The 21,702-nt window shown below is 35.9% G+C and carries 17 protein-coding genes, 1 tRNA gene and 3 pseudogenes; 10 read left to right on the top strand and 11 right to left on the bottom strand.

What is annotated here, in order from left to right:
* The 5 genes and pseudogenes from ACFIKR_RS05420 to ACFIKR_RS05400 form a co-directional block, all read left to right on the top strand.
* Positions 1-164 (top strand): annotated as a pseudogene (locus ACFIKR_RS05420) (exonuclease); the annotation flags it as partial.
* Positions 165-274: 110 nt separating this feature from the next.
* Complete coding sequence (locus ACFIKR_RS05415; RefSeq protein ID WP_375659132.1) at positions 275-1,123, top strand: hypothetical protein; 849 nt, start codon at positions 275-277, stop codon at positions 1,121-1,123.
* Positions 1,120-1,560, top strand: coding sequence for a hypothetical protein (locus ACFIKR_RS05410; RefSeq protein ID WP_375647218.1), 441 nt, complete (start codon positions 1,120-1,122; stop codon positions 1,558-1,560). The genes ACFIKR_RS05415 and ACFIKR_RS05410 overlap by 4 nt, the downstream gene beginning before the upstream one ends.
* Before the next feature lie 74 nt (positions 1,561-1,634).
* Positions 1,635-1,883, top strand: coding sequence for a hypothetical protein (locus ACFIKR_RS05405; RefSeq protein WP_015857131.1), 249 nt, complete (start codon positions 1,635-1,637; stop codon positions 1,881-1,883).
* Between the two features lie 2 nt (positions 1,884-1,885).
* Positions 1,886-2,926 carry a tyrosine-type recombinase/integrase gene (locus ACFIKR_RS05400; protein ID WP_375652851.1) on the top strand — a complete coding sequence of 347 codons (1,041 nt, stop codon included), beginning with the start codon at positions 1,886-1,888 and terminating at the stop codon, positions 2,924-2,926.
* A gap of 56 nt (positions 2,927-2,982) precedes the next feature.
* Here the strand turns inward: ACFIKR_RS05400 and ACFIKR_RS05395 are convergent, their stop codons facing one another.
* From ACFIKR_RS05395 to ACFIKR_RS05385, 3 genes are all read right to left on the bottom strand, one after another.
* Entirely contained in the window at positions 2,983-3,282 is a 300-nt protein-coding gene (locus ACFIKR_RS05395) for a HigA family addiction module antitoxin (protein WP_026500666.1), read from the bottom strand.
* Between the two features lie 18 nt (positions 3,283-3,300).
* Positions 3,301-3,582 carry a type II toxin-antitoxin system RelE/ParE family toxin gene (locus ACFIKR_RS05390; RefSeq protein ID WP_004865366.1) on the bottom strand — a complete coding sequence of 94 codons (282 nt, stop codon included), beginning with the start codon at positions 3,580-3,582 and terminating at the stop codon, positions 3,301-3,303.
* Positions 3,583-3,781: 199 nt separating this feature from the next.
* Positions 3,782-3,856: transfer RNA gene (locus tag ACFIKR_RS05385), tRNA-Gln, on the bottom strand.
* A gap of 889 nt (positions 3,857-4,745) precedes the next feature.
* On the opposite strand from ACFIKR_RS05385, the gene ACFIKR_RS05380 reads away from it, so the two are divergent.
* Positions 4,746-5,348: a superoxide dismutase gene (locus tag ACFIKR_RS05380; RefSeq protein WP_375659131.1), complete on the top strand. Its 603-nt coding sequence runs from the start codon at positions 4,746-4,748 to the stop codon at positions 5,346-5,348.
* Between the two features lie 83 nt (positions 5,349-5,431).
* On the opposite strand, the gene ACFIKR_RS05375 is transcribed toward ACFIKR_RS05380, so the two are convergent.
* On the bottom strand, positions 5,432-7,525 hold the full coding sequence (locus tag ACFIKR_RS05375; RefSeq protein WP_375659130.1) for a S9 family peptidase: 2,094 nt from the start codon (positions 7,523-7,525) through the stop codon (positions 5,432-5,434).
* A gap of 872 nt (positions 7,526-8,397) precedes the next feature.
* On the opposite strand from ACFIKR_RS05375, the gene ACFIKR_RS05370 reads away from it, so the two are divergent.
* Complete coding sequence (locus ACFIKR_RS05370; RefSeq protein WP_012754848.1) at positions 8,398-8,835, top strand: MucR family transcriptional regulator; 438 nt, start codon at positions 8,398-8,400, stop codon at positions 8,833-8,835.
* A 96-nt stretch (positions 8,836-8,931) separates the two neighbouring features.
* On the opposite strand, the gene ACFIKR_RS05365 is transcribed toward ACFIKR_RS05370, so the two are convergent.
* Positions 8,932-9,342 (bottom strand): SufE family protein, encoded by a 411-nt coding sequence (locus tag ACFIKR_RS05365; protein WP_375659129.1) that lies wholly within the window; start codon positions 9,340-9,342, stop codon positions 8,932-8,934.
* A 108-nt stretch (positions 9,343-9,450) separates the two neighbouring features.
* Positions 9,451-9,826, bottom strand: a pseudogene (locus tag ACFIKR_RS05360) (DUF5330 domain-containing protein).
* Between the two features lie 1,134 nt (positions 9,827-10,960).
* Between ACFIKR_RS05360 and ACFIKR_RS05355 the strand changes: the two are divergent.
* Positions 10,961-11,785: a peptidoglycan-binding protein gene (locus ACFIKR_RS05355; protein ID WP_375659135.1), complete on the top strand. Its 825-nt coding sequence runs from the start codon at positions 10,961-10,963 to the stop codon at positions 11,783-11,785.
* 137 nt (positions 11,786-11,922) lie between these two features.
* Here the strand turns inward: ACFIKR_RS05355 and ACFIKR_RS05350 are convergent.
* From ACFIKR_RS05350 to ACFIKR_RS05335, 4 genes and pseudogenes are all read right to left on the bottom strand, one after another.
* A pseudogene (locus ACFIKR_RS05350) lies at positions 11,923-12,823 on the bottom strand (tyrosine-type recombinase/integrase); the annotation flags it as partial.
* 647 nt (positions 12,824-13,470) lie between these two features.
* Complete coding sequence (ppdK, locus tag ACFIKR_RS05345; protein ID WP_375659128.1) at positions 13,471-16,137, bottom strand: pyruvate, phosphate dikinase; 2,667 nt, start codon at positions 16,135-16,137, stop codon at positions 13,471-13,473.
* 177 nt (positions 16,138-16,314) lie between these two features.
* Complete coding sequence (locus ACFIKR_RS05340; protein ID WP_375659127.1) at positions 16,315-16,971, bottom strand: DsbA family protein; 657 nt, start codon at positions 16,969-16,971, stop codon at positions 16,315-16,317.
* A gap of 82 nt (positions 16,972-17,053) precedes the next feature.
* The gene (locus ACFIKR_RS05335) at positions 17,054-17,554 is read right to left on the bottom strand and encodes a DUF721 domain-containing protein (protein ID WP_375659126.1); all 501 of its coding nucleotides are present in this window, start codon (positions 17,552-17,554) and stop codon (positions 17,054-17,056) included.
* Between the two features lie 141 nt (positions 17,555-17,695).
* Between ACFIKR_RS05335 and mutY the strand changes: the two genes are divergently transcribed.
* Complete coding sequence (mutY, locus tag ACFIKR_RS05330; RefSeq protein ID WP_375659125.1) at positions 17,696-18,754, top strand: A/G-specific adenine glycosylase; 1,059 nt, start codon at positions 17,696-17,698, stop codon at positions 18,752-18,754.
* A gap of 761 nt (positions 18,755-19,515) precedes the next feature.
* On the opposite strand, the gene ACFIKR_RS05325 is transcribed toward mutY, so the two are convergent.
* Positions 19,516-20,604 (bottom strand): site-specific DNA-methyltransferase, encoded by a 1,089-nt coding sequence (locus ACFIKR_RS05325; RefSeq protein WP_372440009.1) that lies wholly within the window; start codon positions 20,602-20,604, stop codon positions 19,516-19,518.
* A 356-nt stretch (positions 20,605-20,960) separates the two neighbouring features.
* On the opposite strand from ACFIKR_RS05325, the gene ACFIKR_RS05320 reads away from it, so the two are divergent.
* Entirely contained in the window at positions 20,961-21,656 is a 696-nt protein-coding gene (locus tag ACFIKR_RS05320; protein WP_375659124.1) for an HAD family hydrolase, read from the top strand.
* Positions 21,657-21,702 lie beyond the last annotated feature (46 nt).

The following is a 21,702-nucleotide window of genomic DNA, read 5'->3' as shown; positions in this document are numbered from 1 at the left end:
TTAGCTATAATCCAAACTTTGTAGGCAAATCTACTGGTTTGAGAATGAAAGTCAAACGCGTCCTCCGTGATGAGAAATACATTGAAGAGATCAATAAAGCGGTCGAAATCTTTTTAGGGGAAATAGAACAAGAGATGCAAAAGATTTTGGCAAAAGCCGCTTAAACCTATGGGGGTGCTCTCTCCTCCCAGCACCCCCACCCTTTCCTAACAACTTTCAACACATGCGTGCTTCACGCTACGGGTGGATTGTGCGCAAATCAAGGAAATAAACCATGGAAAAGAAATACGAACTGACTGATGAAACAACGGAGGTTGATGGCAAAACTCTCCACCGCATTCGTGCCTTACGAGACTTTGGTGGTATTAAAGCAGACGACCTAGGCGGTCTTATAGAGCATGAAGGCAACTTATCCCATGAGGGCAATTGTTGGATTTGGTATAAGGCTTGTGTTTTTGGAGATGCCCGTGTTTATGGCAATGCACTTGTTTTCGATGAAGCAAAAGTTTCCGATAATGCACATGTTTACGAGAGCGCACGCGTTTACGATGAAGCGCGCGTTTACGGTAGGGCAGAAATTTATGGAGAAGCAAAAGTTTACGGTTATGCATGCGTTTACGGCAGAGCAGAGGTTTACGATTGTGCACGCGTTTTCGATGAAGCACGTGTTTACGATAAGGCAGAGGTTTACGGTTATGCACGCGTTTACGATTATGCAAAAGTTTTAGAAAATGCACATGTTTACGGTTATGCATATGTTTCCGATAAGGCAGAAGTTTATGGCAATGCAAAAGTTAAAAACGGAGATGTGTGCGATAGTGCAAGGATTTATGGTGATGCTAAAATTTATGATCATGCAGAAGTTTACGGTGAGGCAAGCGTTTCCCATAATGCAGAGGTTTACGGTTATGCCAAGGTTTTTGGTGATGCCTTGGTTTTTGGCAATGCACGTGTTCATGGGCGTGCAAAAGTTTACGATGATGCACGCGTTTTCGATGAAGCACGTGTTTACGATAAGGCAGAAATCTACGGAGAAGCAAAAGTTTACGGTGATGCAGAAGTTTACCGTAGCGCACACGTTGATGACTATAACGCCATATCAACTGGAGAAAAGACCCGATGAGAAAATACGAACTTACTGATGAAACAATTAATGTTGATGGATTTACGCTTCACCGAATTAGAGCATTAAGAGATTTTGGTGGCGTCAAGAAAGGTAACCTTGGGGGCTTTATAGAGGATGAGGACAACCTAAGTCATGAAGCCGACTGTTGGGTTAGTAATGAAGCTATGGTTTATTGTGGTGCCGAAGTTTACGACAGCGCTAAAGTGTTTGGTAACGCGAAAGTTGCTTATTTTGCACGCGTTTATGGCAATGCACAAGTTTATGATAACGCAAAAGTATATGGGGGGGATATTTTTGGGGACGCACAAATTTACAAATATGCAATTATTGATGGTAATCCAAGAATTTATGGCGACGCACAAATTTATGCCGATTACAAAATTGTTTACAAGGAAAAGACAGAAAACTTAACAGGGGACGACGTCCCTTTCTAACCACACAAACAACTTTTAACACCAGCGTGATTCACGCCACGGGAGAATTACATCTAAAATGAAGGGGAATAAACATGCCACACCGCCCACCTACTATCACGCAACCAGCTATTGCTCGTGCTTTAAGAGAAGCTAAAAAACAAGGATGTGAACTCATAGAAATCAAACCTACAGGAGAATTATTAATTCATATCAATAAAACCATAACACCAACAACGACAGATAATACTTATAGCATTGACGATTTTCCACCGCTTGAAAATGAACAAGAAGACTACGAGACCAGCAAAAGCTGCCCCTCTGTCGACGGTATAAAGTTTTAGCCATGCCAAAACGCCGTCCACCGCATCTTGTTCGTGAACGTACACGCCATGGTAAAGTTATATGGTATGTACGTATTGGTCATGGACCACGGTTTCGGATTGAAGGAACCTATGGAACGCAAGAATTTGTTGACAATTATACGCTGGCTATTAAACAAGCGCAAAATGGCTCCTCCAAAACAAAGAGGCGTACCAGACTCACAGAAGGGTCTTTCGATTGGTTGTTGCATCAGTATTTACAAAGCATGCAATGGCATAATCAATCAGAATCTACTAAAAAAGTTAAATATCGAATTCTGAATAATGTTTCTAAACATATCGGTGATCGTGCATATAAAAGCATAAACAAACAACACATTCTTGACGCAGTAGAAAGAAGACGAGAGACTCCCGCGGCGGCAAGACATTTTTTAACGGCTTTAAATGGTCTTTTCAATTGGGCAGTTGATAACGATCTTTTAAATAGAAATCCTGCTTTTAATATAAAGCCGCCAAAATCCTTTAACGCAGAAGGATTCATACCATGGTTAGAAGAAGATATTGATAAATATTATTACCGTTGGTCACATGGTACACATGAACGTGTATGGATTGACGTCCTTTTATATACAGGTTTACGTCGTGGTGATGCCGTTCGTATCGGCTGGAAAGATATCACAACAGATAATATTATTCATTTAAAAACAGAAAAGAGCCAATTTAAAACAGATGTTTTTCTCCCGATTTTGCCTGAACTTGCAGAAACACTTAAAATTGGACCTATTGGAGATGAAACATTTATTTGCGGTAAAGAAGGTAAAAAACTAACCAAAGAAAGTTTTGGTAATCTGTTTCGTAAAGCTTGTAATGCAGCAGGTATTAAAAAATCAGCGCACGGATTGCGAAAATTAGCAGCAACACGTGCAGCCAATGCTGGTGCGACAGTTTCGCAAATGAAAGCGCTTTTTGGCTGGACAGAAGATAACATGGCATCCCTCTATACCAAAACAGCCGACAGAAAACGACTTGCAATAGAAGCAATCAAAAAACTTCAAAAAAGTTAGGACAATGAGTGGCTGCTAAAAAACAAACTAAAGCCCCGTCAAAATTATGAATGAAATTAATGCGGCATTTGAGGTGCATCAGAAACCAGAGGAGAAATAGGTGGTTGTGTCTGTTGCATTGTTTGCCATAAATTATAATTCGTTTGCATATCCAGCCAAAATTTTGCTTTACTAAAACCAGCTAATTCTAATTTCACTGCAAGTTCGGTACTCATAGAGGCATGTCCGTTAATCACTCTTGATAGAGAAGCTCTTGTCATATGGAGATGATCAGCTAACTTTTGTATTGTTATCCCCATTTCTTCTAAGAAAGCTACTTTTAGAACTTCGCCCGGATGTGCGGGGTTATGCATCATTTGTTTTCGTTCCTTTCATCAATGGTAATCTTGATAATCAACAAGCTCCACATCTGTTCCTATAAAGCGAAAAGTAACACGCCAATTTCCATTCACCCATATAGAATAGTATCCTGTAAGTTCACCTTTAAGAGGATGCATTTTAAAGGCAGGCGCTTTCAACATTTCAGGCGTCGTAGCACTTGTTAAAGCCGTCAAGATAACGCGTAATTTTTTCACGTGATCTGATTGAATAGCTTTTGTGGAACCTGTTGTATAAAATAATTTTAAGCCCTTATGTTTGAAACTCACAATTGCCATTACCGCCCCTTATCGTATATCGTCACTATACGATCAATAAAAATAAGAGTCAAGTGCCCTGCTAGCAAATCCAGTTATCTAGATAAAATGATTGGGTATAAGCTATAAAAAAGTTAGGGATAGGTAGAAAATAAGTTAAAAGAATCAACGGAATCAAAATTCCCGAACTTTTATATAACCTATTGATTTTACTAAACATTGGCTGGGGTACCTGGATTCGAACCAGGGAATGCCGGTACCAAAAACCGGTGCCTTACCGCTTGGCTATACCCCAAAAAAACACGCTTTATAGCGACTCTTGCACCTTATAGCGATTCCTGTGATTGGACGCAATATCTGAAAATCAAAGACCTTACTTTTTTATCATCCTTACTTTTTTATCATAAAGTCTCTGAATCTTGTATGGTATTGCATCGATACAAATTCGTAGCAGGAACTGATACACAATTGTGCTTTTAAAACAAGTAGAAACCATTTATCCACCAATTATTTTGCTCTTTGTATTGATTTTTTAGGAACAGAAAATGAAAATCTCGTAGTTTACTCATGTATCTAATAAATTAGCATATGATTTACTTTTCTTGATATATTCCAATCTCATCTTGCTTCATTAAGATAAAAGCTGTCACCATATTGGGAACTGGTAAAGTGTGTGATAGTTGCTGTGCTCTTTCATTAAGCGTAAAGATGATAATGTCCACTGGTTTTTACATTATATTATTCATGAATAGCGCCATAAAATGAAATCAAGCACATTGAAAAATATCTCCTAAAAATAACACTTAAATATTCTATTGCAAACACTATGACACACCTAAATAGGTTAGAAGAGTTTTGCAAAAATTAAAAATATTTTATCTGGTATTTGAAAAAATAAAGATATAAGAACGAGGGATAATAGCTATTTCTATTTACTTTTTATTCAAAAAATAATGATATTTTTATCGGTTCATAGATGTAAAAAATCTTCAGAAACAATCTTTATATAGACCAATGCCTTTTTTGATTGATTGGCATACATTTCCTAAAAGCTCCTTTTACAAAAAGAGAAATATTAAAATTAATTCCACACAAATAGGTATTCAACATTTGCTTTTCAATTCTGTAAATGGCAAATTAGACTTATGAAATAAGCTTAACAATTAGAATCGAGGAGATTTTTAATGGCTTTTGAATTGCCCCCGTTGCCTTATGATTACGATGCCCTTTCACCTTATATGTCACGCGAAACGCTTGAATATCATCATGATAAGCATCACCTCGCTTATCTTAACAATACCAATAATTTTATGAAAGAGTTAGGCTTAGAAAATGAAAGCCTTGAAGATATTGTTAAAAAAAGTTTTGGAAAAAATATTGGTTTGTTTAATAATGCAGCACAGTATTACAATCATAACCACTTTTGGCTTTGGATGAAAAAAGATGGTGGTGGTCAAAAACTTCCTGAAAAGTTAGCAAAAGCTATTGACGCTGATCTAGGTGGTTACGACAAATTCCGCACTGATTTTATTGCTGCTGCTAGTGCCCAATTTGGTTCTGGATGGGCATGGGTTGCTGTTAAAGATGGCAAGCTTGAAATTATGAAAACGCCTAATGGCGAAAATCCCTTAATTCACAATGCTCGACCTATTTTGGGTGTCGATGTGTGGGAACATTCCTATTACATTGATTATCGCAATGCTCGACCGAAGTACCTCGAATCCTTTGTAGACCATTTAATTAATTGGGACTATGTTTTGAAACTTTATGAAGAATGTGAATTTTAAGCTATCTAGATAATTTTTTTAGTGTACGAAAGTCCCTATAATCCAATAAATTATCGGGGACTTTCAAACAAAGATATTGTGGATTAGCAACAGCCTTTTCCTGCTATCTTGAGAATATATGCATAGATATAGGCAACTTCTTCTAGCTTTGAAAAACGTCCAGCTGCACCAGCGTGCCCCGAATCCATATTAATACGTAATAAAATTGCATTATCGTCTGTTTTTAAGTCTCGTAATTTTGCTACCCATTTTGCAGGCTCCCAGTAAGTTACACGAGGATCTGTTAATCCTGCCATCACAAGTATAGGGGGATAGTTTTGAGCTTTGACATTATCGTAGGGTGAATAGGAAGCAATAAGCTTATAATCTTCTTCTGATTCAAGAGGATTCCCCCATTCGGCCCATTCTGGAGGTGTGAGTGGCAATGAAGCATCTAACATTGTCGCTAAGACATCAACAAAAGGCACATTCGCTACGATTCCAGCAAAATCCTGTGGAGCTATATTGGCAATGGCTCCCATCAACATCCCCCCTGCTGAACCACCATAAGCAATAAGCCGGTCGTGAGAAGTGAATTTATTGTTTACAAGGTAACGTCCACAAGCAATAAAATCTGTAAATGTATTGTGCTTAAAGAGATGTTTTCCTTTCTCATACCATTCTACTCCCTTTTCTTTTCCTCCGCGAATATGAGCAATCGCGTAAATAAAACCTCTGTTTACTAGAGAAAGTACATTACTATTGAAACTGGCAGGAATAGAGATCCCATAAGCACCATAACCGTAAAGAAGACAAGGCGCACCACCATCAAGAGGAGTGTTTTTGTGATAAAAAAGTGAAATAGGAATCTTCTCACCATCGTCTGCTATTGCTGTAATACGTCGTGTTACATATGCATCTTTATTATGCCCAGAGGGAATTATTTGCGTTTTTAAAAGCATTCGTTTACGACTTTTCATCTCATAATCAAACACTTGATCAGGTGTTGTCATAGACGAATAGAAAAAACGAATAGTTGGACTGTTATATTCTGCAACCCCTTGTAGACCTAAAGAATAAGCCTCTTCAGTAAAAGCAATGGAATTAACTTGTTTCGTGGTACGTTCCATTACTTTTATACGTGGAAGCCCCTCAAAACGTTCGATCCAGACAAGAAAATCTTGATAAGCATCATGGGATAATATTAGGCACCCAAGCTGATGTGGGACAAACTCAGACCAATTTTCTGATTGTGGAGATGTATATGGCGCTACCATAATTTTGAAATCTTTTGCATTATCTAGATTGGTCAGAATATAAAAGACATCACCACCTTCTGTAAGTGAATATTCAATACCTTTTTGTCGTTTCCGTACACATTGGGGAGTGGTAAAAGGCGCCTCAGCAGGAATCAACCAGATCTCTGATGTTTCATGATCATGAATATTAATATAAATAATATCATTAAGCTTAGAGCCGCTTACATCTAAGAAAAAACCTGGGTTGTCTTCGCGAAAAATAAGCTTATCTTGTGATTGATCAGTGTTTAATCGGTGATAATAGAGCTCTGAAGGTCGGTGATTTTTATCCATTTTAGTATAGAAAAAACCTTCAGATTTAGCATCCCATACAATTTGACCAGATGTATCAGTAATTGTATCCATACAGTCAGACAATGTCTCAAGATTACGAATTTTAGCTGTATAGAATTCTGATCCTTTGTCATCATAGGTCCATACCACATGTGTATGGTCAGGAGATTCTTGAACTGAACCAAATTTGAAATATTCTTTGCCTTCTGCCAAGGCATCACCGTTAAGGTAAACGTTTTTTTCTCCGCCATTCCTTGGTGTCCGAAAATAATGCGGTTGTTGACCTCCGGTAACATAAGAGAATCCGTAAGCAAAAGGACCATGTTTTATAGGAACAGAACTATCATTCTCTTGGATCCTGTTTTTCATTTCGGTAAAAAGCAAATCTCGTAATGGTTTTGTATCAGCCATTTGAGCTGATTGATAAGCATTTTCTTTTTCAAGATAATGTCGAATATTTGGATCAAGACAGTTAGGATTTTTAAAAACATCTTGCCAGTTAGACGCACGTAGCCAATGATAGGGATCATCACGAAAAATACCATGATATATTTCCTTATGAGTGATTCTAGATGCTTTGGGAGGAATTGCAAAAGTGCGGGTCATACACAATCCTATATTAAAATATGTTAACAGCTTCGTTTATATGTTAGAATCATAATTATTGATGCAAGTGTAAATATTGATGCAAGTGTAAAAATCTACAAGTTCTATCCACTTGTAAAAATGGCGCCATGATAATTTTTAAACTAATACCTTTCTGTCCATTACATATCACAGCTATTGTTTTCTAGGGATATAATACCACTTTTATAATGAAAGTGACTGGTAAGACAATTAAACTATGAGAAAAAGAATTGATTTTTTTTGAAACAGTATAATCTTATAATTTTATAGAATAATAATAAATATATTTAAATTATTTTCATTAATGTATAAAACATAAAAATATTCTATGTCATTTTAATAAATAGTTATATATTATAAGTAATTCTATATGTGTCATATTTATAATATAGTGTGTTCTTTATTATTAAATTTAGTAAATATAAACAATGAAAATAAATTTAAATTTATTAAAAAGAAACTTGCTACATTATAAGTATTCAAAACAAAAAATGCTAATTTATATATTATATTTTTATAATTAATAATTTTATTTTTACGTTCTCAAAAAAATAAATAAATTTTATCCTATATTTTTTTATATTTGTGATGTATTATGTACTATGTATGATATTCTATAGGATAAAGATATATTTTACCATGTAATAATTCCGTTTTTCTTATTGTATATTATGACGAAAAAAGGGTATTTATTTGATTTTTTTGTGTTTTGGCAATTTTATAGAATAATTGAATTGACAAAAAAGATTTTTGTACAATATGAAACTCATGTGCATGAGATTTTTATATCGTGAGTATATGCACTATATCTCGATTTTGAATTACTCAATTTTAAATTAAAGGAAACAAGAATGGAACATCGTGCAGTCTTAGAGACTGAAAGCAATTTAGTTATTACATTGGTTGCTGATATTGTTGCTGCCTACGTGAGTAATAATTCTATTCGACCGACTGAAGTGCCAAGTTTAATTGCTGATGTCCATGCTGCTTTTCGTAAAGCAGGGAATCTAGAGTTAACAGAAGTCGAAGTTGAAAAACAAAGGCCTGCCGTTAATCCAAAGCGTTCAGTATTTCCTGATTATCTCATTTGCCTTGAAGATGGAAAAAAATTTAAATCTCTAAAACGTCATCTCATGACACATTATGGAATGTTGCCAGAGGAATATCGTGAAAAATGGCAGTTAGATAGTTCTTATCCTATGGTGGCGCCTAATTATGCAAAAACACGATCAGCTTTGGCCAAAGAAATGGGTCTTGGACGCAAAAGTAAACGGAAAAAAACTAAATAATCTCATTTTGCGAAAAAATGGTTTCGTGTATAAAGTTGATTTTAGTATACATGTTTTGTGTGAAGCTTTTGTATATAGCAATTTCTATCAAGGGTATTATACATAGCTTTCGTTACGAATTCGTTTAATCATTGATTTCAGACCATTTGATCGTTGTGGTGTAAGATTTTCATTTAAACCAAGTTTTTCAAAGAGCTCTTGAGCATCAGAATTGCGAATTTCAGAAGCTTTTTTGCCTGAATAAAAAGCAAGAAGTATGTAAATGAGTCCACGTACAATATGAGCATCGGAATCACCTTGAAACGTCAATATTGGATCTTCTGAGTTATTACGTGAAGATAAAAGCCATACTTGGCTAACACAACCAGGAACTTTGTGAGCATCGTTTCGAGCGCTTTCCGGAAAAGGTGGCAATTCATGGCCAAGCTCAATGACATAACGGTAACGATCTTCCCAATTATCCAAAAGCGAAAAGTTCTCTATGATATTATCGATTGTTTCCGCCATTATTTTAGTCCTGTTTCGTTTGAATAGTCATTCTTAAATACACTTATAAAAAATAAATATTTATTCTTCCTAACATAAAGAACACGAAGAACGTTAAAAATCCTTATTTCAAGATAACATTGTATGGTTTTGTAAGAACTCTTGTATTGCGATTTTGCAAGAAACATTAGGGGAAATCTCTGATATTATTGTTGTTCCCTAATATGTTCCCTAAATATTCATAAGCAACTCTTGCACCGTAATATGCGCGTTCGCCAAGTGAACTTAAAAAGGATTTTCCTACTTTGCAGGTTTCTATATTACGGTCACAAAATGCTCCTAGGTCATTTAAAGCTTCCTTAAAAGCAATAATCACATCGCTCGTTGTTGCCTCATTATTTTTGGGGCGAGAAGAATGCTCACTGCTTGGATTTGCTACAAAAAATGAAATAATGACAAAAATAAAAAATAAAAAAAATGATAATTTGATTAAAAAACGTATCATGGGCAATCAATATACCGCAGTGGTAAATACAATAAAAGAAGCATTCTATACACTGTTTCTTTACAAACAATTTATAAAATTTGTTTTTTATAAAATTGAGTATTCATTTATTGGATCTATATCATTGGCTTTTTTATAAATATGGCACAATGCCGCTGTATAAAATGGGATACATTGTCTATTCAGTAAAAATTTAACATCTCAATTATACACTTACAGGCTGATCATATTAATGAACATACCATGATAAAAAGTGAGAGATATAACCATGATCGTGCATAAGAGTTAAGAAATGTACCCCCCACATTTATAATCTTTTATTCCACAAGAAAGTGTAGCAATGAGATAAGGATTAAACACAGAGTCCAATTTCTTTTCCATATTGTGTACATACTTATTTTAAATAGTAGTTCATCATCTTAGCTTAGTTGAAAAGGCTAAAAAGAGTCAGACTCTGTTATTCTGACTCTAGTAGTGATAAAATATTTATATTATCTATAAAATTTTTACTAGAACATCACCAACATGATCAATATGTCGATCAAAAGATCAAACAATAGCTTCATCTCTTATAACTCCATCTCAAGATCTCAAGACAAGTTTTTCTATAACATTGTAAACATCAATTTAATTGATACAAAAGTAGCTCCACTAAAATATAATAACCTTAAGAGACCAGTATTCTTACCAAACCGTTTACAGAAAAGTAACCCTATATATGTAAATTGTAAAGAATATAATGACTCTTATCTTTTTAACGTTATAGAAAAATAGTCTCTAACTTGTTTTTAAATGATAGGCAAACATCTGCGCCAAAAATGAAGAATAACGTGATATTATTATTGAGATGATTATATGTGATAATGCAGTTTGCAAACACTAAAATGCGCTTGAACGTTAATCATTCGATGTTCTCTTTATACATATTGAAAGATTTGTAAAATCTGAAATTAATAAAAATTGATAAGAGCTCTTGTTGATTGATCAACTTATACATTGATAGAATGAAGCTGCTTATTCTAGGAGTTTGAAAGGAAAAAACAATAATGTAAATGCATTTCTCTCTAGCGAAAAGTAAGAACTAATTTGCATTCGTTTCTTTGTGAAACATAAACGCAACTGAAAATAAAAATGATGACAACAAAACGAAAGACGCCCCGAAAAAAAACTGTAAAACACCGTAAATACTATAGTAGTATTGTTATAACACTTCTTCTTATAATTTTTCATTTTATTTTTTGGATAGCAAAAACTCTTTATTTCTATACACGAAAAAATACTTTATTTTTTGTTGGATCTCTTCTTTTTAGCATTAGTTTTTTATTTATTTCATTTAATGCTTTATTTTCGCAAATGACAACGCATCAAAATATTTTAACTCAAATGAAATTTTCCTCCGTTCAAAGTATAGGGAAGAGCTCTACTTTATCGGAAAAAGAAGCAAAATCACAAGAACTCTCTCGTGTAACTTCTGTACATTCTCCAAGTCATCACCATACAAATTCACCTTTACCCCCTCAATCAGCAAGCATGCTGGAAAAGCAAAAAGAACTAGCAAAATTAGGACTTTATGATGGACCTTTAGATGGACTGGAAGGACCTAAAACACGCCGAGCCATCACTTTATGGAAACAACAAACTGCTCAGAGAAAGCAAAAGAATGTTCTATCTAATTCCGCAACAGATGAAATTGCTATATTAATTAAGCAGAGCGAAATAGAAACAAAAAATATGACGCACTTAAAAGAAGCTATTTCAGAGCCTTCTGTCGAAGATATTATACAAGTGCAAAAAGCTTTACATATTTTTGGGAATGAGGAGGTTATTGTCACAGGAATAGAAGATCAAAAGACAATAGAAGCCTTAAAACAGTTTCAAAAAATGTTTGATCTTCCTGTAACAGGTAAAATTAATCACATAATTTTAATGAAAATGCGTGAAATTGGTTTATTAAATTGAAGCTAATCATCTATACTATAAAAATAATCTCTTAATTTATAATGATAATTCATCTTTCGCTTATTTAATGCCCCCCAAACATTCATTCATCTCAAGCCCTCTTATATTCAATCAATCAGAATGGTTTTCTTACACATTACATATTGCGCCATACAATTTGCTGTCAGAAAACCACAACCAATTGTAGAAAAAGAAATATTGCAAAATAGCAAACGCGCTTGTTCTAGCATTTTTATTGCTTCTGATGATAAAAGGACACGAAATTTTGTTGTAGTATCACGTAAACCTTTCATATTCTCGAGCCACGAATTGTCCATATATTATCGTCAATTTGATCTTTATAAATATGACGAAGAGAATTTGTGCAAACACCTGTAAGGATAAGTAGACGTAAAGCTAGTTGTGTTATGGTTGTTGTTTCGCAAAGTGTCTGATAAAAAACTGACACTTCTCTCCAATTTATTGCTGGAAAATTTTGTGTTTTATGACGTTATTTTCTTAAGAGAGCGTGTGCTTTTGGTTTTGCCTATAAATCAACATCCAAACCTAACGCAGCAGTATGTTTGAAGCAAATGTTAAGACAGTTTAGTACTTTCTCAACTGTTATAGCTTTTGTATGCCAAATGGAGGCAAAGGCATTGCGCTTCTCTGTTTGTATAATCTCTAAACAGGAAAACCGTCTAATTTGGGAAGAATATGAAATTTTAAGGGTAGAAACCAGTTTTCATCTTTGCCATTTCCTTTTAATTCAGCTTTACGACTTTTAAAGACATCTAAAGTAATGTCTTTAAAATAATGGAGATTACCTATTGCCTCATGCCTTTATTTAGCTCGTGTATTTTTGGGCTCACCCCCCTCACATAAAACAAAATGTCCTAAACGGAATATACATGGATTGCCATTCACGAGCTTTCTTAAAAAACATTTTTAAAGCACCCAAGCCCATTTCGCAACAACGGCCCATGAATAATAATAGCAGCCCCACTGTGCGCTATCATCTTTACGCTTGTGAAGAAGCAAACCAGCACCATTACACACTTGTACCTACCTTCAATTTGTGACAACTCTTGACACTTGAGACAGAAGCATATCCTTGCTTTATTTTTTATCCACAGACGCTAATTCCGCCTGTAACATACAAAAAACATGGTTTTGATTGATTCATTATAAAAGAAGTTAAAATGAGAAAATCTTATGATATTTGCAGCTTTCGTTCATAAATGTAAAGATGGTAGCGCATAGTGGAGTTTATATACTTTGGGAAGATTTTTATAAACTTACGGGGAGTTTTACATAATCCCCATTCCACGAATGTCAATGTGAAATGGGGCATCCACTGAGAGCTGCCTATCTCAAACAGCATGATGTGCAAAAAAAATGTGTTTGTTTGGAGCATTCTATTTTGCGTGAGGAGTTCATTCTCCTATAAAAAAGCAAACGTGTAAATTGACTGCACAATAAGACGTTTTTCTCTATCAAGAGGTTCGTCAATAGAAAGTGTATTAATAATACATCTTTGTCTATCCTGCTTTATATTTTCTCTCATAAACCTCTCAAAAAACATTTTCTCGCGTAACATAACTTATCATGCATTTTAGAAGCACTTTTATTTCCTTTATAAAAAAATAAAAGAATATATAAAAATTTATTTCAGTAATAACTATACAACAAAAAATATTAACCCATTATATCCTTTTTGCTATTGCGGCCTGGGCTGCTGCTAAACGAGCAATTGGTACTCGAAAAGGAGAACATGAAACATAATCTAGGTTATTTTCTTCGCATAAAGCAATAGAGGCAGGATCGCCTCCATGTTCACCGCAAATTCCCAATTTTATTTTTGCACGCTGTGATCGTCCACGCTGTGCAGCGATGGTAATAAGTTCTCCTACTCCATCACGGTCAATAGACACGAAAGGATCTTGCTCTAAAAGACCTTTTTGAAAATAGGTTGCCAAAAAAGGAGCAGCATCATCACGGGAAATCCCAAAAGTGGTTTGTGTCAAGTCGTTTGTTCCAAATGAAAAAAATTCAGCAGTTTCAGCAATTTCATCTGCTCGAAGCGCCGCCCTTGGAAGCTCAATCATCGTCCCAACCATATATTGAATAGTGCTTCCCTTTTCTTTCATCACTTCCTCAGCAACCTGATCAATACGTGCTTTTACAAAATCGAGTTCAGATTTAAGCGCAACAAGTGGCACCATAATTTCAAGCATAACAGGAGATCCAGATTTTTGAGCAGCTTCTGCTGCTGCTTCAAAAATCGCCCGCGCTTGCATTTCTGCAATTTCAGGATAAGTAATAGCTAAACGGCATCCACGTAATCCAAGCATAGGATTAAATTCGTGCAACTGCTGAGCGCGTTCAGCAAGCACTTCAGCAGAAACACCCATAGCTGTTGCAACATCAAGAATTTCTGCTTTCGTTTTAGGCAAAAATTCATGTAATGGTGGATCTAGCAAGCGAATAGTAACAGGTAAACCACACATAATTTCAAATAATTCACTAAAATCTGAACGCTGCATTGGTAAAAGCTTATCTAGTGCTTTACGACGACCATTTTCATCATGACTTAAAATCATTTCACGCATGGCAATAATACGTTCATCAGAAAAAAACATATGCTCCGTACGGCAAAGACCTATACCCTCAGCCCCAAAAGAGCGCCCCATACGAGCATCAGATGGTGTATCAGCATTAGCGCGAACTCTTATACGTCGCATCCCATCAGCCCATTCCATTAATTTTGCAAAGTCTCCGCAAAGCTGAGGCTGCAACATTGCAACTTTCCCTTTGAAAATTTCTCCACTTCCACCATCAATTGTAACAACATCACCTTTTTTAAAGCTTTCTCCTGAAGCAAACAGCGTATTTGTGTTATAATCAATCCGCACACTGCCAGCACCAGAAATACATGGTTTTCCCATCCCCCGCGCAACAACAGCAGCGTGACTTGTCATACCGCCACGCGTTGTTAAAATTCCTTCTGCAGCATGCATACCATGAATATCTTCTGGGCTTGTTTCTACACGGACCAAAATAACTTTGCGACCTTCCGCCGACACAGTTTCTGCCTCTTCTGAAGTAAAAACAATTTCACCAGTTGCGGCTCCAGGAGAAGCAGGTAAACCACGTCCTATAACAAAACGTTCTGCTTTGGGATCAAGTGTTGGATGCAAAAGTTGGTCAAGCGACTTCGCATCAATACGCATCACAGCCTCTTCATGGCTTATTAACCCCTCTTCAACCATTTCAATTGCTATCTTGAGAGCCGCACGAGCCGTGCGTTTTCCTGAACGAGTCTGAAGCATCCATAATTTACCTTTTTCAATGGTAAATTCGAGATCTTGCATATCCCGATAATGCTGCTCAAGCTTCTGTGCTATCTGACATAATTTCAAAAAAGCCTCAGGCATAATTTTTTCTAATGACGGCCTATTTGAACCAGCAACAATACGCGCATTTTCTGTAATATTTTGAGGAGTTCGAATGCCCGCCACAACATCTTCCCCTTGCGCATTAACTAAAAATTCACCATAAAGTTCTTTTTTCCCTGTCGATGGATTGCGTGTAAAAGCAACACCTGTTGCCGAATCTTCACCCATGTTGCCAAAAACCATAGCTTGCACATTAACTGCCGTTCCCCAACTTTCAGGAATATTATGTAAACGGCGATAGGTAACTGCACGTGCTGTCATCCAACTTGAAAAAACCGCTCCAATTGCTCCCCACAATTGTTGTTCAGGATCTTGTGGAAAAGATTTCCCTAACTTTTCTTCAACGTATGCTTTATAAGAAGTAATAATGTTCTTCCAATCATCTGCTGTCATTTCTGTATCAATAGTGTAACCATTGCATGCTTTTACTTCATCAAGAATCTCTTCAAAATACGAATGATCTAGCCCCAAAACAACGTTAGAATACATTTGGATAAAACGCCGATAACTATCATAAGCAAAACGTTCATTATTGGCTTGTAAAGCAATGGCTTTTACAGTCTCATCATTCATGCCAAGGTTAAGTACTGTATCCATCATCCCTGGCATAGAAGCCCTAGCTCCTGAACGAACAGAAAGCAAAAGTGGCTTTTGCTCATTCCCAAATTCACGTCCTGTTTGTTCACCAATGCGTCTTAGTGCTTGCTTAACAGATTCCTGTAGCTCTTCTGGATATGATTTGTCATGGGCATAATAAAAATTACAAACTTCTGTTGTCAGCGTAAATCCGGGTGGTACGGGCAAACCAAGATTACTCATTTCTGCCAAATTAGCCCCTTTACCTCCGAGAAGGTTACGTTCACTTGCACTTCCTTCTACCTTTCCATCTCCAAAACTATAAACCCATTTTTTCATTGTACAAATCCTCCCATATCAGCATCAAAACATCATTCAACCTAGGCTCACTAAAAGCAATGATTTGATTCAAAATCGGCTTAACAAAAAATATTGCTTCATAAATGCATACTCTTAATCCTTCCAAAAGCGATAATAACAAAAAGTATCACTATCCATCTTCTGGAAGATTAAGATTCAGTTTTTAAGAAAACTATCAATCACCGAAAAAAATTCTTCTATTTTCATAGCGCCTTCATATTTACTACCATTAATAAAGAAAGTAGGCGTTGCTGTAACACCAAGTTTTTTACCACGCTCAAAGGATGCATTCACTTCATCTAAAATGGCTTGATTTTTCAAACATGCTGTAAAACTTTCATCTGTAAAACCAGCCATTAGTCCAATTTTTTTCAATGGTGTTAGAGCATCTTTTCCGAAAGCCCATTCATTTTGTTTTTGAAATAAAACTTCTATCAAAGGAAAATAGCGATCTTCTGGTGCACACTGTGCCAACATAAAACCTGCTGTTGCCCGAGGATCAAAAGCATAGTCGCGGAAAATCAGTTTTACTTTTCCTGTTTTGATATATTTTTTACGAATTTGAGGAAGTATATCATTATAAAAATGCGCACAATGGGTACATGTCAACGAAGCATACTCAACAATGACGACTGGTGCATCCGCCTCTCCCTCAAAGCGATCCTTTACTTTACCCGATTGGAGAATCTCTTCCATATCAACAGTTGCCACTGGTTTTGGATCACGCGCTAAAGCAAATGTTACACTATTTTGTGCAATCGTTATGAAGAGAAAAATTATCCCGAAAGATAAAAAAGAACGATATTTTACCATAAATAATACTTTTCTGTTGTTATTAACGAATAAGAATCCAATGCTTTCTCATATATTAAAGAAAAATATATAAAATATCTTTCTATTTATTATTTTTTTCCAAGAAAATGCAACAGCCAAGTTTATAAAGTGATTGGCGCAAGCTTTTATCTTCAATTCCTTCAAGCATTTTTTCCACGCGTTTTGTGTCTTGTTCACTTAAAGGCGGTTTTAGAGGCAAGTGATTCATAAAAACCGACATACTCCTTTGCTCAATCTTGATGCGATCAATAGCAATATAGCCAAAAAATCCGTTAATTCTATGAAGTAATTCCTCTGTTTCATGCATCAATTTTAACGCAGAAAATCCTTCACATGCGACAACAAGTGTTGCTGGCTGAAAAACATCATCTTGATCTGCACGACGTTTCCAAATAATTTTAAGCGGCATTGTATGTTCACTGATATCATAGCCCGCAATTTGTGGCCAATGTTCTATAAGCGCTACATTAAGCCCTGTCCGTTTGCGTAAAACTGGATCAAGTATCTTGTATACCGTCTCAGAAAGAGAATAAAAGATATGTTTTTTAAGTTGTTTTTTCATTTTAGATCATTGTTCAACCGCTTACTAAATTAAAATCATTTGTTTCATCTAAAAATTATTGCCTCCTCAATTTATGAAATATCAACAAAATAAATAATTTTTTCTTTTGCATTTTATATCTCCCTATGCTTGAAAACAATCATGTATGAAATTTCTTCGCACCTCCTTGCTTGGTACGATCAGAATCACAGACATCTCCCATGGCGGATTACCCCTGAAAAGCAAAAACAAGGTATCCGTCCTGATCCCTATCAAGTTTGGCTTTCTGAAATCATGCTTCAACAAACAACCGTTGAAACAGTTAAGCCTTATTTTAAAAAGTTTCTAAAACTATGGCCTGATCTTTCCTCTTTAGCAAAAGCCTCACAAGATGACATCATGAAAGCATGGGCTGGACTTGGTTATTATTCACGCGCACGTAATCTTAAAAAATGTGCGCAACAGCTTGTTGAAAACTACGCGGGACAATTTCCACAATCTGTAAAAGAATTGCGAACTCTAGCCGGTATTGGAGATTATACTGCCGCAGCCATTGCTTCAATTGCTTTTAATCACCCTGTAGCAGTGGTTGATGGTAATGTCGAACGTGTGGTAGCGCGCCTTTTTGCTATCACTTCAATATTACAAAAAGCAAAAGTTGAAATTAAAGAAAAAACACAAAAAATTACTGCTTTAAATCGTCCTGGTGACTTTGCTCAAGCAATGATGGATTTAGGAGCAACAGTTTGTACTCCACGCAAACCATCTTGTTATACCTGCCCTCTTCAATGTTTATGTAAAGCAGCAAAGACGCAACAACCGGAATCTTTTCCAGTCAAAGCCCCTAAAAAAGAACGCCCTTCAAAAACAGGTATTGCTTTTGTAGTCCTTAATAAAAAGAGACAAATTTATTTGGAAAAACGACAGACGCAAAAGCTCCTTGGTGGAATGACCCAAATTCCTAACAATATTGGCATAAACAACGAAAATGGGCTCCAAAATGCACCCTTTACTGCCAATTGGCAATTCAAAGGACAAATTACGCATGTTTTTACTCACTTTTCTCTAAAACTCGATGTTTACTATACTGAGGATATTCATGAAATGAATTGTGAAAATGGTTGGTGGTGTAACATTCAACATCTTGCCGAAGAAGCACTACCTACTGTTATGAAAAAAGCCATTTCTGTAGCACTTCCCAATTCTTTCAGATTTAAATAACCTTCCCTATTCGTAAAAATGTTTTCTAACGGAGACTTTTGTATCTCTAGCGATCATTTATTAATCTGTAAAAGAAAAACTTAAAAAAATGAAATAACCAATTTTTTTACAGATAAGAATTAAGGAGAGGTAGAAAAGCTTAGAAAGCTTAGATTTAAATTTCAGGATCTATCCTTTTTTCGCTTATGAAGGAGTAGGTCAGCACCATCATTATATTTACCAGCCCCCTACAACAACCCTTGGCACTTGAAACGGTTCATAAAAGGTACTTTTTAGTTCTTTCTTTAACAATTTTATTCACACGCCAACCCCGCTTATGACATGCAAGAAAGTAAATTTCATTGATTCAATATGAAACAGCTATGAAATAAGAAAATTTGACGATATTCGGGGGGAACTCAATATGAATAACGCTAAATTATCTTGATAAACCAATACATTTTACGCACTTTATAGATACACATATTACCTCAAAAAAGCACTTAATTTTGAGCTTCTGAATGAGCCTTTTAATTTTGATATTTCATTTTTATAAGATTATATTAAAATTTTACTGTTTTGGAACTAAAATCAGAATATAGAGTGAAAGTTTCTCATTTTAATTTCTTCTACAAGAAGCAAAAAATACTCGCTTGCCGCTTACAAGCGAGATTAGTGTGTTAATAAAAAACATCTAAGAAAGGCATAAAATGCCCTCACGTCCATCTCAATCAAGATCAGGTACATTGATGATCACTCTAGAATGAAGCGATCAGCTTAGTTCATAAAACACCCGTTTTTAACATTTGTGAACGTATGATCATTCTTAAATGATCTATGGACTTCAACCGTCCATTTTCCTCATAATACCAAAATGTCCAACCATTACAACTCTGCGAATCTTGAGCCTTTCTTCCCATTGCGTGAATTGAGCCCGCTTCACCACCATGCATAATCGTACCATCAGCTCTTACAATAGCAGATACTTGCTTCTTACGATCATAAAGAACTTCTCCAGGATAGAGTAACCCTGCTTCAAGCAAACTGTTGAATGCTACGCGCGGCTCTGCTTTTTTTCTATCCAAAATCGCTAGTTCTGGTTGCGCTAAAGGTTTAACCGCTGCAATTCTCTCACATGCTGCATCAATGTAATCTTGCTCGCGTTCAATCCCAACAAAATCACGCCCTAAAAGCTTGGCAACAGCACCTGTTGTTCCCGAACCAAAAAACGGATCAAGAATAACATCACCAGGTTTACTAGAAGCCATAATAATACGCGCTAATAACGCTTGCGGTTTTTGTGTTGGATGTAATTTACGCCCTGAATCATCCTTTAAACGTTCAGCTCCAGTACAGAGAGGGAAAAGCCAATCTGAACGCATTTGTAGATCTTCATTTGCCGCTTTTAAGGCATCATAATTAAATGTGTACTTTTTATCTTTTTGATCTCGCACGGCCCAAATAAGCGTCTCATGAGCATTTTGAAAACGGCGCCCTCGAAAATTAGGCATCGGATTATTTTTGCGCCAAATAATATCATTAAGCATCCAAAAACCTAAATCTTGTAATGCCGTCCCAACTCGAAAAATATTATGGTAAGATCCGATAACCCAAAGTGTTCCGTTGGGTTTTAATACACGACGACAAGCAAGCAACCATGCACGGGTAAAAGCATCATAAGCAGCAAAACTCTCAAACTGATCCCATGCATCATCAACCGCATCAACAAGCGAATGATCTGGACGATATAAAGCTCCGTCCAATTGCAAATTATAGGGTGGATCCGCAAAAATCATATCAACGGAGTGTTTTGGAAGTTTTTCTAGAACGGAAACACAATCTCCTTTAAAAATTTTATTGCGCCATGGCATCTGTGAGGGAGTACGAAGAAAATCTTTTTGAAGCTGAATAACTGTCATGAAAAACCCAACAAAATTAACTGAATTTGCCCTATAATCAACCAAAATAGTTTATAGGCCCGCATTACCAATCCATATTTACAAAATAGCGTAAACGTATCGTTAAAGTTCTACAAAATTGATAATTGTTTTTGTTTTTTTTAATAAAAAAACTTTCATATGAATGAAACTTTCTTTTTTTCTTCCCATATCTTTTATTTCGTAAAAGAATTAAGAATCATTTTCAAAGCGTATTTTTATGAAATAAGATCCTCTCAATATCGTTTTCATAAAAGTTGTCCATCTCGTAACATGTAAAGGAATATCTTATGCCTCAGATAGATCTTATTATTTTTGATTGTGACGGGGTTCTCGTCGACTCTGAATATCTTGCAGCAAAAATTGGATCTCAATTGCTCAAACAAACAGGATATGAAATATCACCCGAAGAATTGAGTGAGCGTTTTGCAGGACTTATCTTTCGCGATATTCTTAAACACGTTGAACAGGAAACAGAAAAACCAATTTCTGCTCATCTCATAGATCAGATGACTAATATTTTTCGTACACAAATAAAAACTGAATTACGGGCTATTGATGATGTAAGAGAAGCCGTAGAAATTATTCAAACACGCTATCCCTACTGTATCTGCTCTAATGCAAAAAGCGTAGATATAAAAGAGATGCTCACCACGGTTGATCTCTATGACCTTTTTGAAGGTAAAATATTTTCAGCACCTGAAGTGGGAACAAAAAGAACGAAACCGGCCCCTGACGTTTTCCTTTTTGCCGCACAACAATTACAGGCAGAGCCCCAAAACACTATCGTTATAGAAGATTCCCTTCATGGTGTACACGCAGCCACAGCAGCAGGCATGCGTGTCATCGGCTTTACGGGAGGATCACATAGCTATCTTGGCCACTCCAATGCACTTGCAGAAGCTGGTGCAGAAACAGTTATCGCAAAACATGCTCATTTAGGAGAAGTCTTAGAAGCAATGGCAGTATGGAGAGATCTATTATAAACAATCTCTTAAATATATCAGTTTGTAAACTTTTGTAAGAAGCATT

Source organism: Bartonella sp. MR30HLJHH (assembly GCF_042194195.1).
Lineage (GTDB): Bacteria > Pseudomonadota > Alphaproteobacteria > Rhizobiales > Rhizobiaceae > Bartonella > Bartonella grahamii.
This window is presented reverse-complemented; position numbering and strand designations above follow the sequence as displayed.

Coding starts and splice junctions, on each gene's coding strand:
- ACFIKR_RS05415 (WP_375659132.1), top strand. CDS start 275: ATGGAAAAGAAATACGAACTGACTGATGAAACAACGGAGGTTGATGGC.
- ACFIKR_RS05410 (WP_375647218.1), top strand. CDS start 1,120: ATGAGAAAATACGAACTTACTGATGAAACAATTAATGTTGATGGATTT.
- ACFIKR_RS05405 (WP_015857131.1), top strand. CDS start 1,635: ATGCCACACCGCCCACCTACTATCACGCAACCAGCTATTGCTCGTGCT.
- ACFIKR_RS05400 (WP_375652851.1), top strand. CDS start 1,886: ATGCCAAAACGCCGTCCACCGCATCTTGTTCGTGAACGTACACGCCAT.
- ACFIKR_RS05395 (WP_026500666.1), bottom strand. CDS start 3,282: ATGATGCATAACCCCGCACATCCGGGCGAAGTTCTAAAAGTAGCTTTC.
- ACFIKR_RS05390 (WP_004865366.1), bottom strand. CDS start 3,582: ATGGCAATTGTGAGTTTCAAACATAAGGGCTTAAAATTATTTTATACA.
- ACFIKR_RS05380 (WP_375659131.1), top strand. CDS start 4,746: ATGGCTTTTGAATTGCCCCCGTTGCCTTATGATTACGATGCCCTTTCA.
- ACFIKR_RS05375 (WP_375659130.1), bottom strand. CDS start 7,525: ATGACCCGCACTTTTGCAATTCCTCCCAAAGCATCTAGAATCACTCAT.
- ACFIKR_RS05370 (WP_012754848.1), top strand. CDS start 8,398: ATGGAACATCGTGCAGTCTTAGAGACTGAAAGCAATTTAGTTATTACA.
- ACFIKR_RS05365 (WP_375659129.1), bottom strand. CDS start 9,342: ATGGCGGAAACAATCGATAATATCATAGAGAACTTTTCGCTTTTGGAT.
- ACFIKR_RS05355 (WP_375659135.1), top strand. CDS start 10,961: ATGACAACAAAACGAAAGACGCCCCGAAAAAAAACTGTAAAACACCGT.
- ppdK (WP_375659128.1), bottom strand. CDS start 16,137: ATGAAAAAATGGGTTTATAGTTTTGGAGATGGAAAGGTAGAAGGAAGT.
- ACFIKR_RS05340 (WP_375659127.1), bottom strand. CDS start 16,971: ATGGTAAAATATCGTTCTTTTTTATCTTTCGGGATAATTTTTCTCTTC.
- ACFIKR_RS05335 (WP_375659126.1), bottom strand. CDS start 17,554: ATGAAAAAACAACTTAAAAAACATATCTTTTATTCTCTTTCTGAGACG.
- mutY (WP_375659125.1), top strand. CDS start 17,696: ATGTATGAAATTTCTTCGCACCTCCTTGCTTGGTACGATCAGAATCAC.
- ACFIKR_RS05325 (WP_372440009.1), bottom strand. CDS start 20,604: ATGCCATGGCGCAATAAAATTTTTAAAGGAGATTGTGTTTCCGTTCTA.
- ACFIKR_RS05320 (WP_375659124.1), top strand. CDS start 20,961: ATGCCTCAGATAGATCTTATTATTTTTGATTGTGACGGGGTTCTCGTC.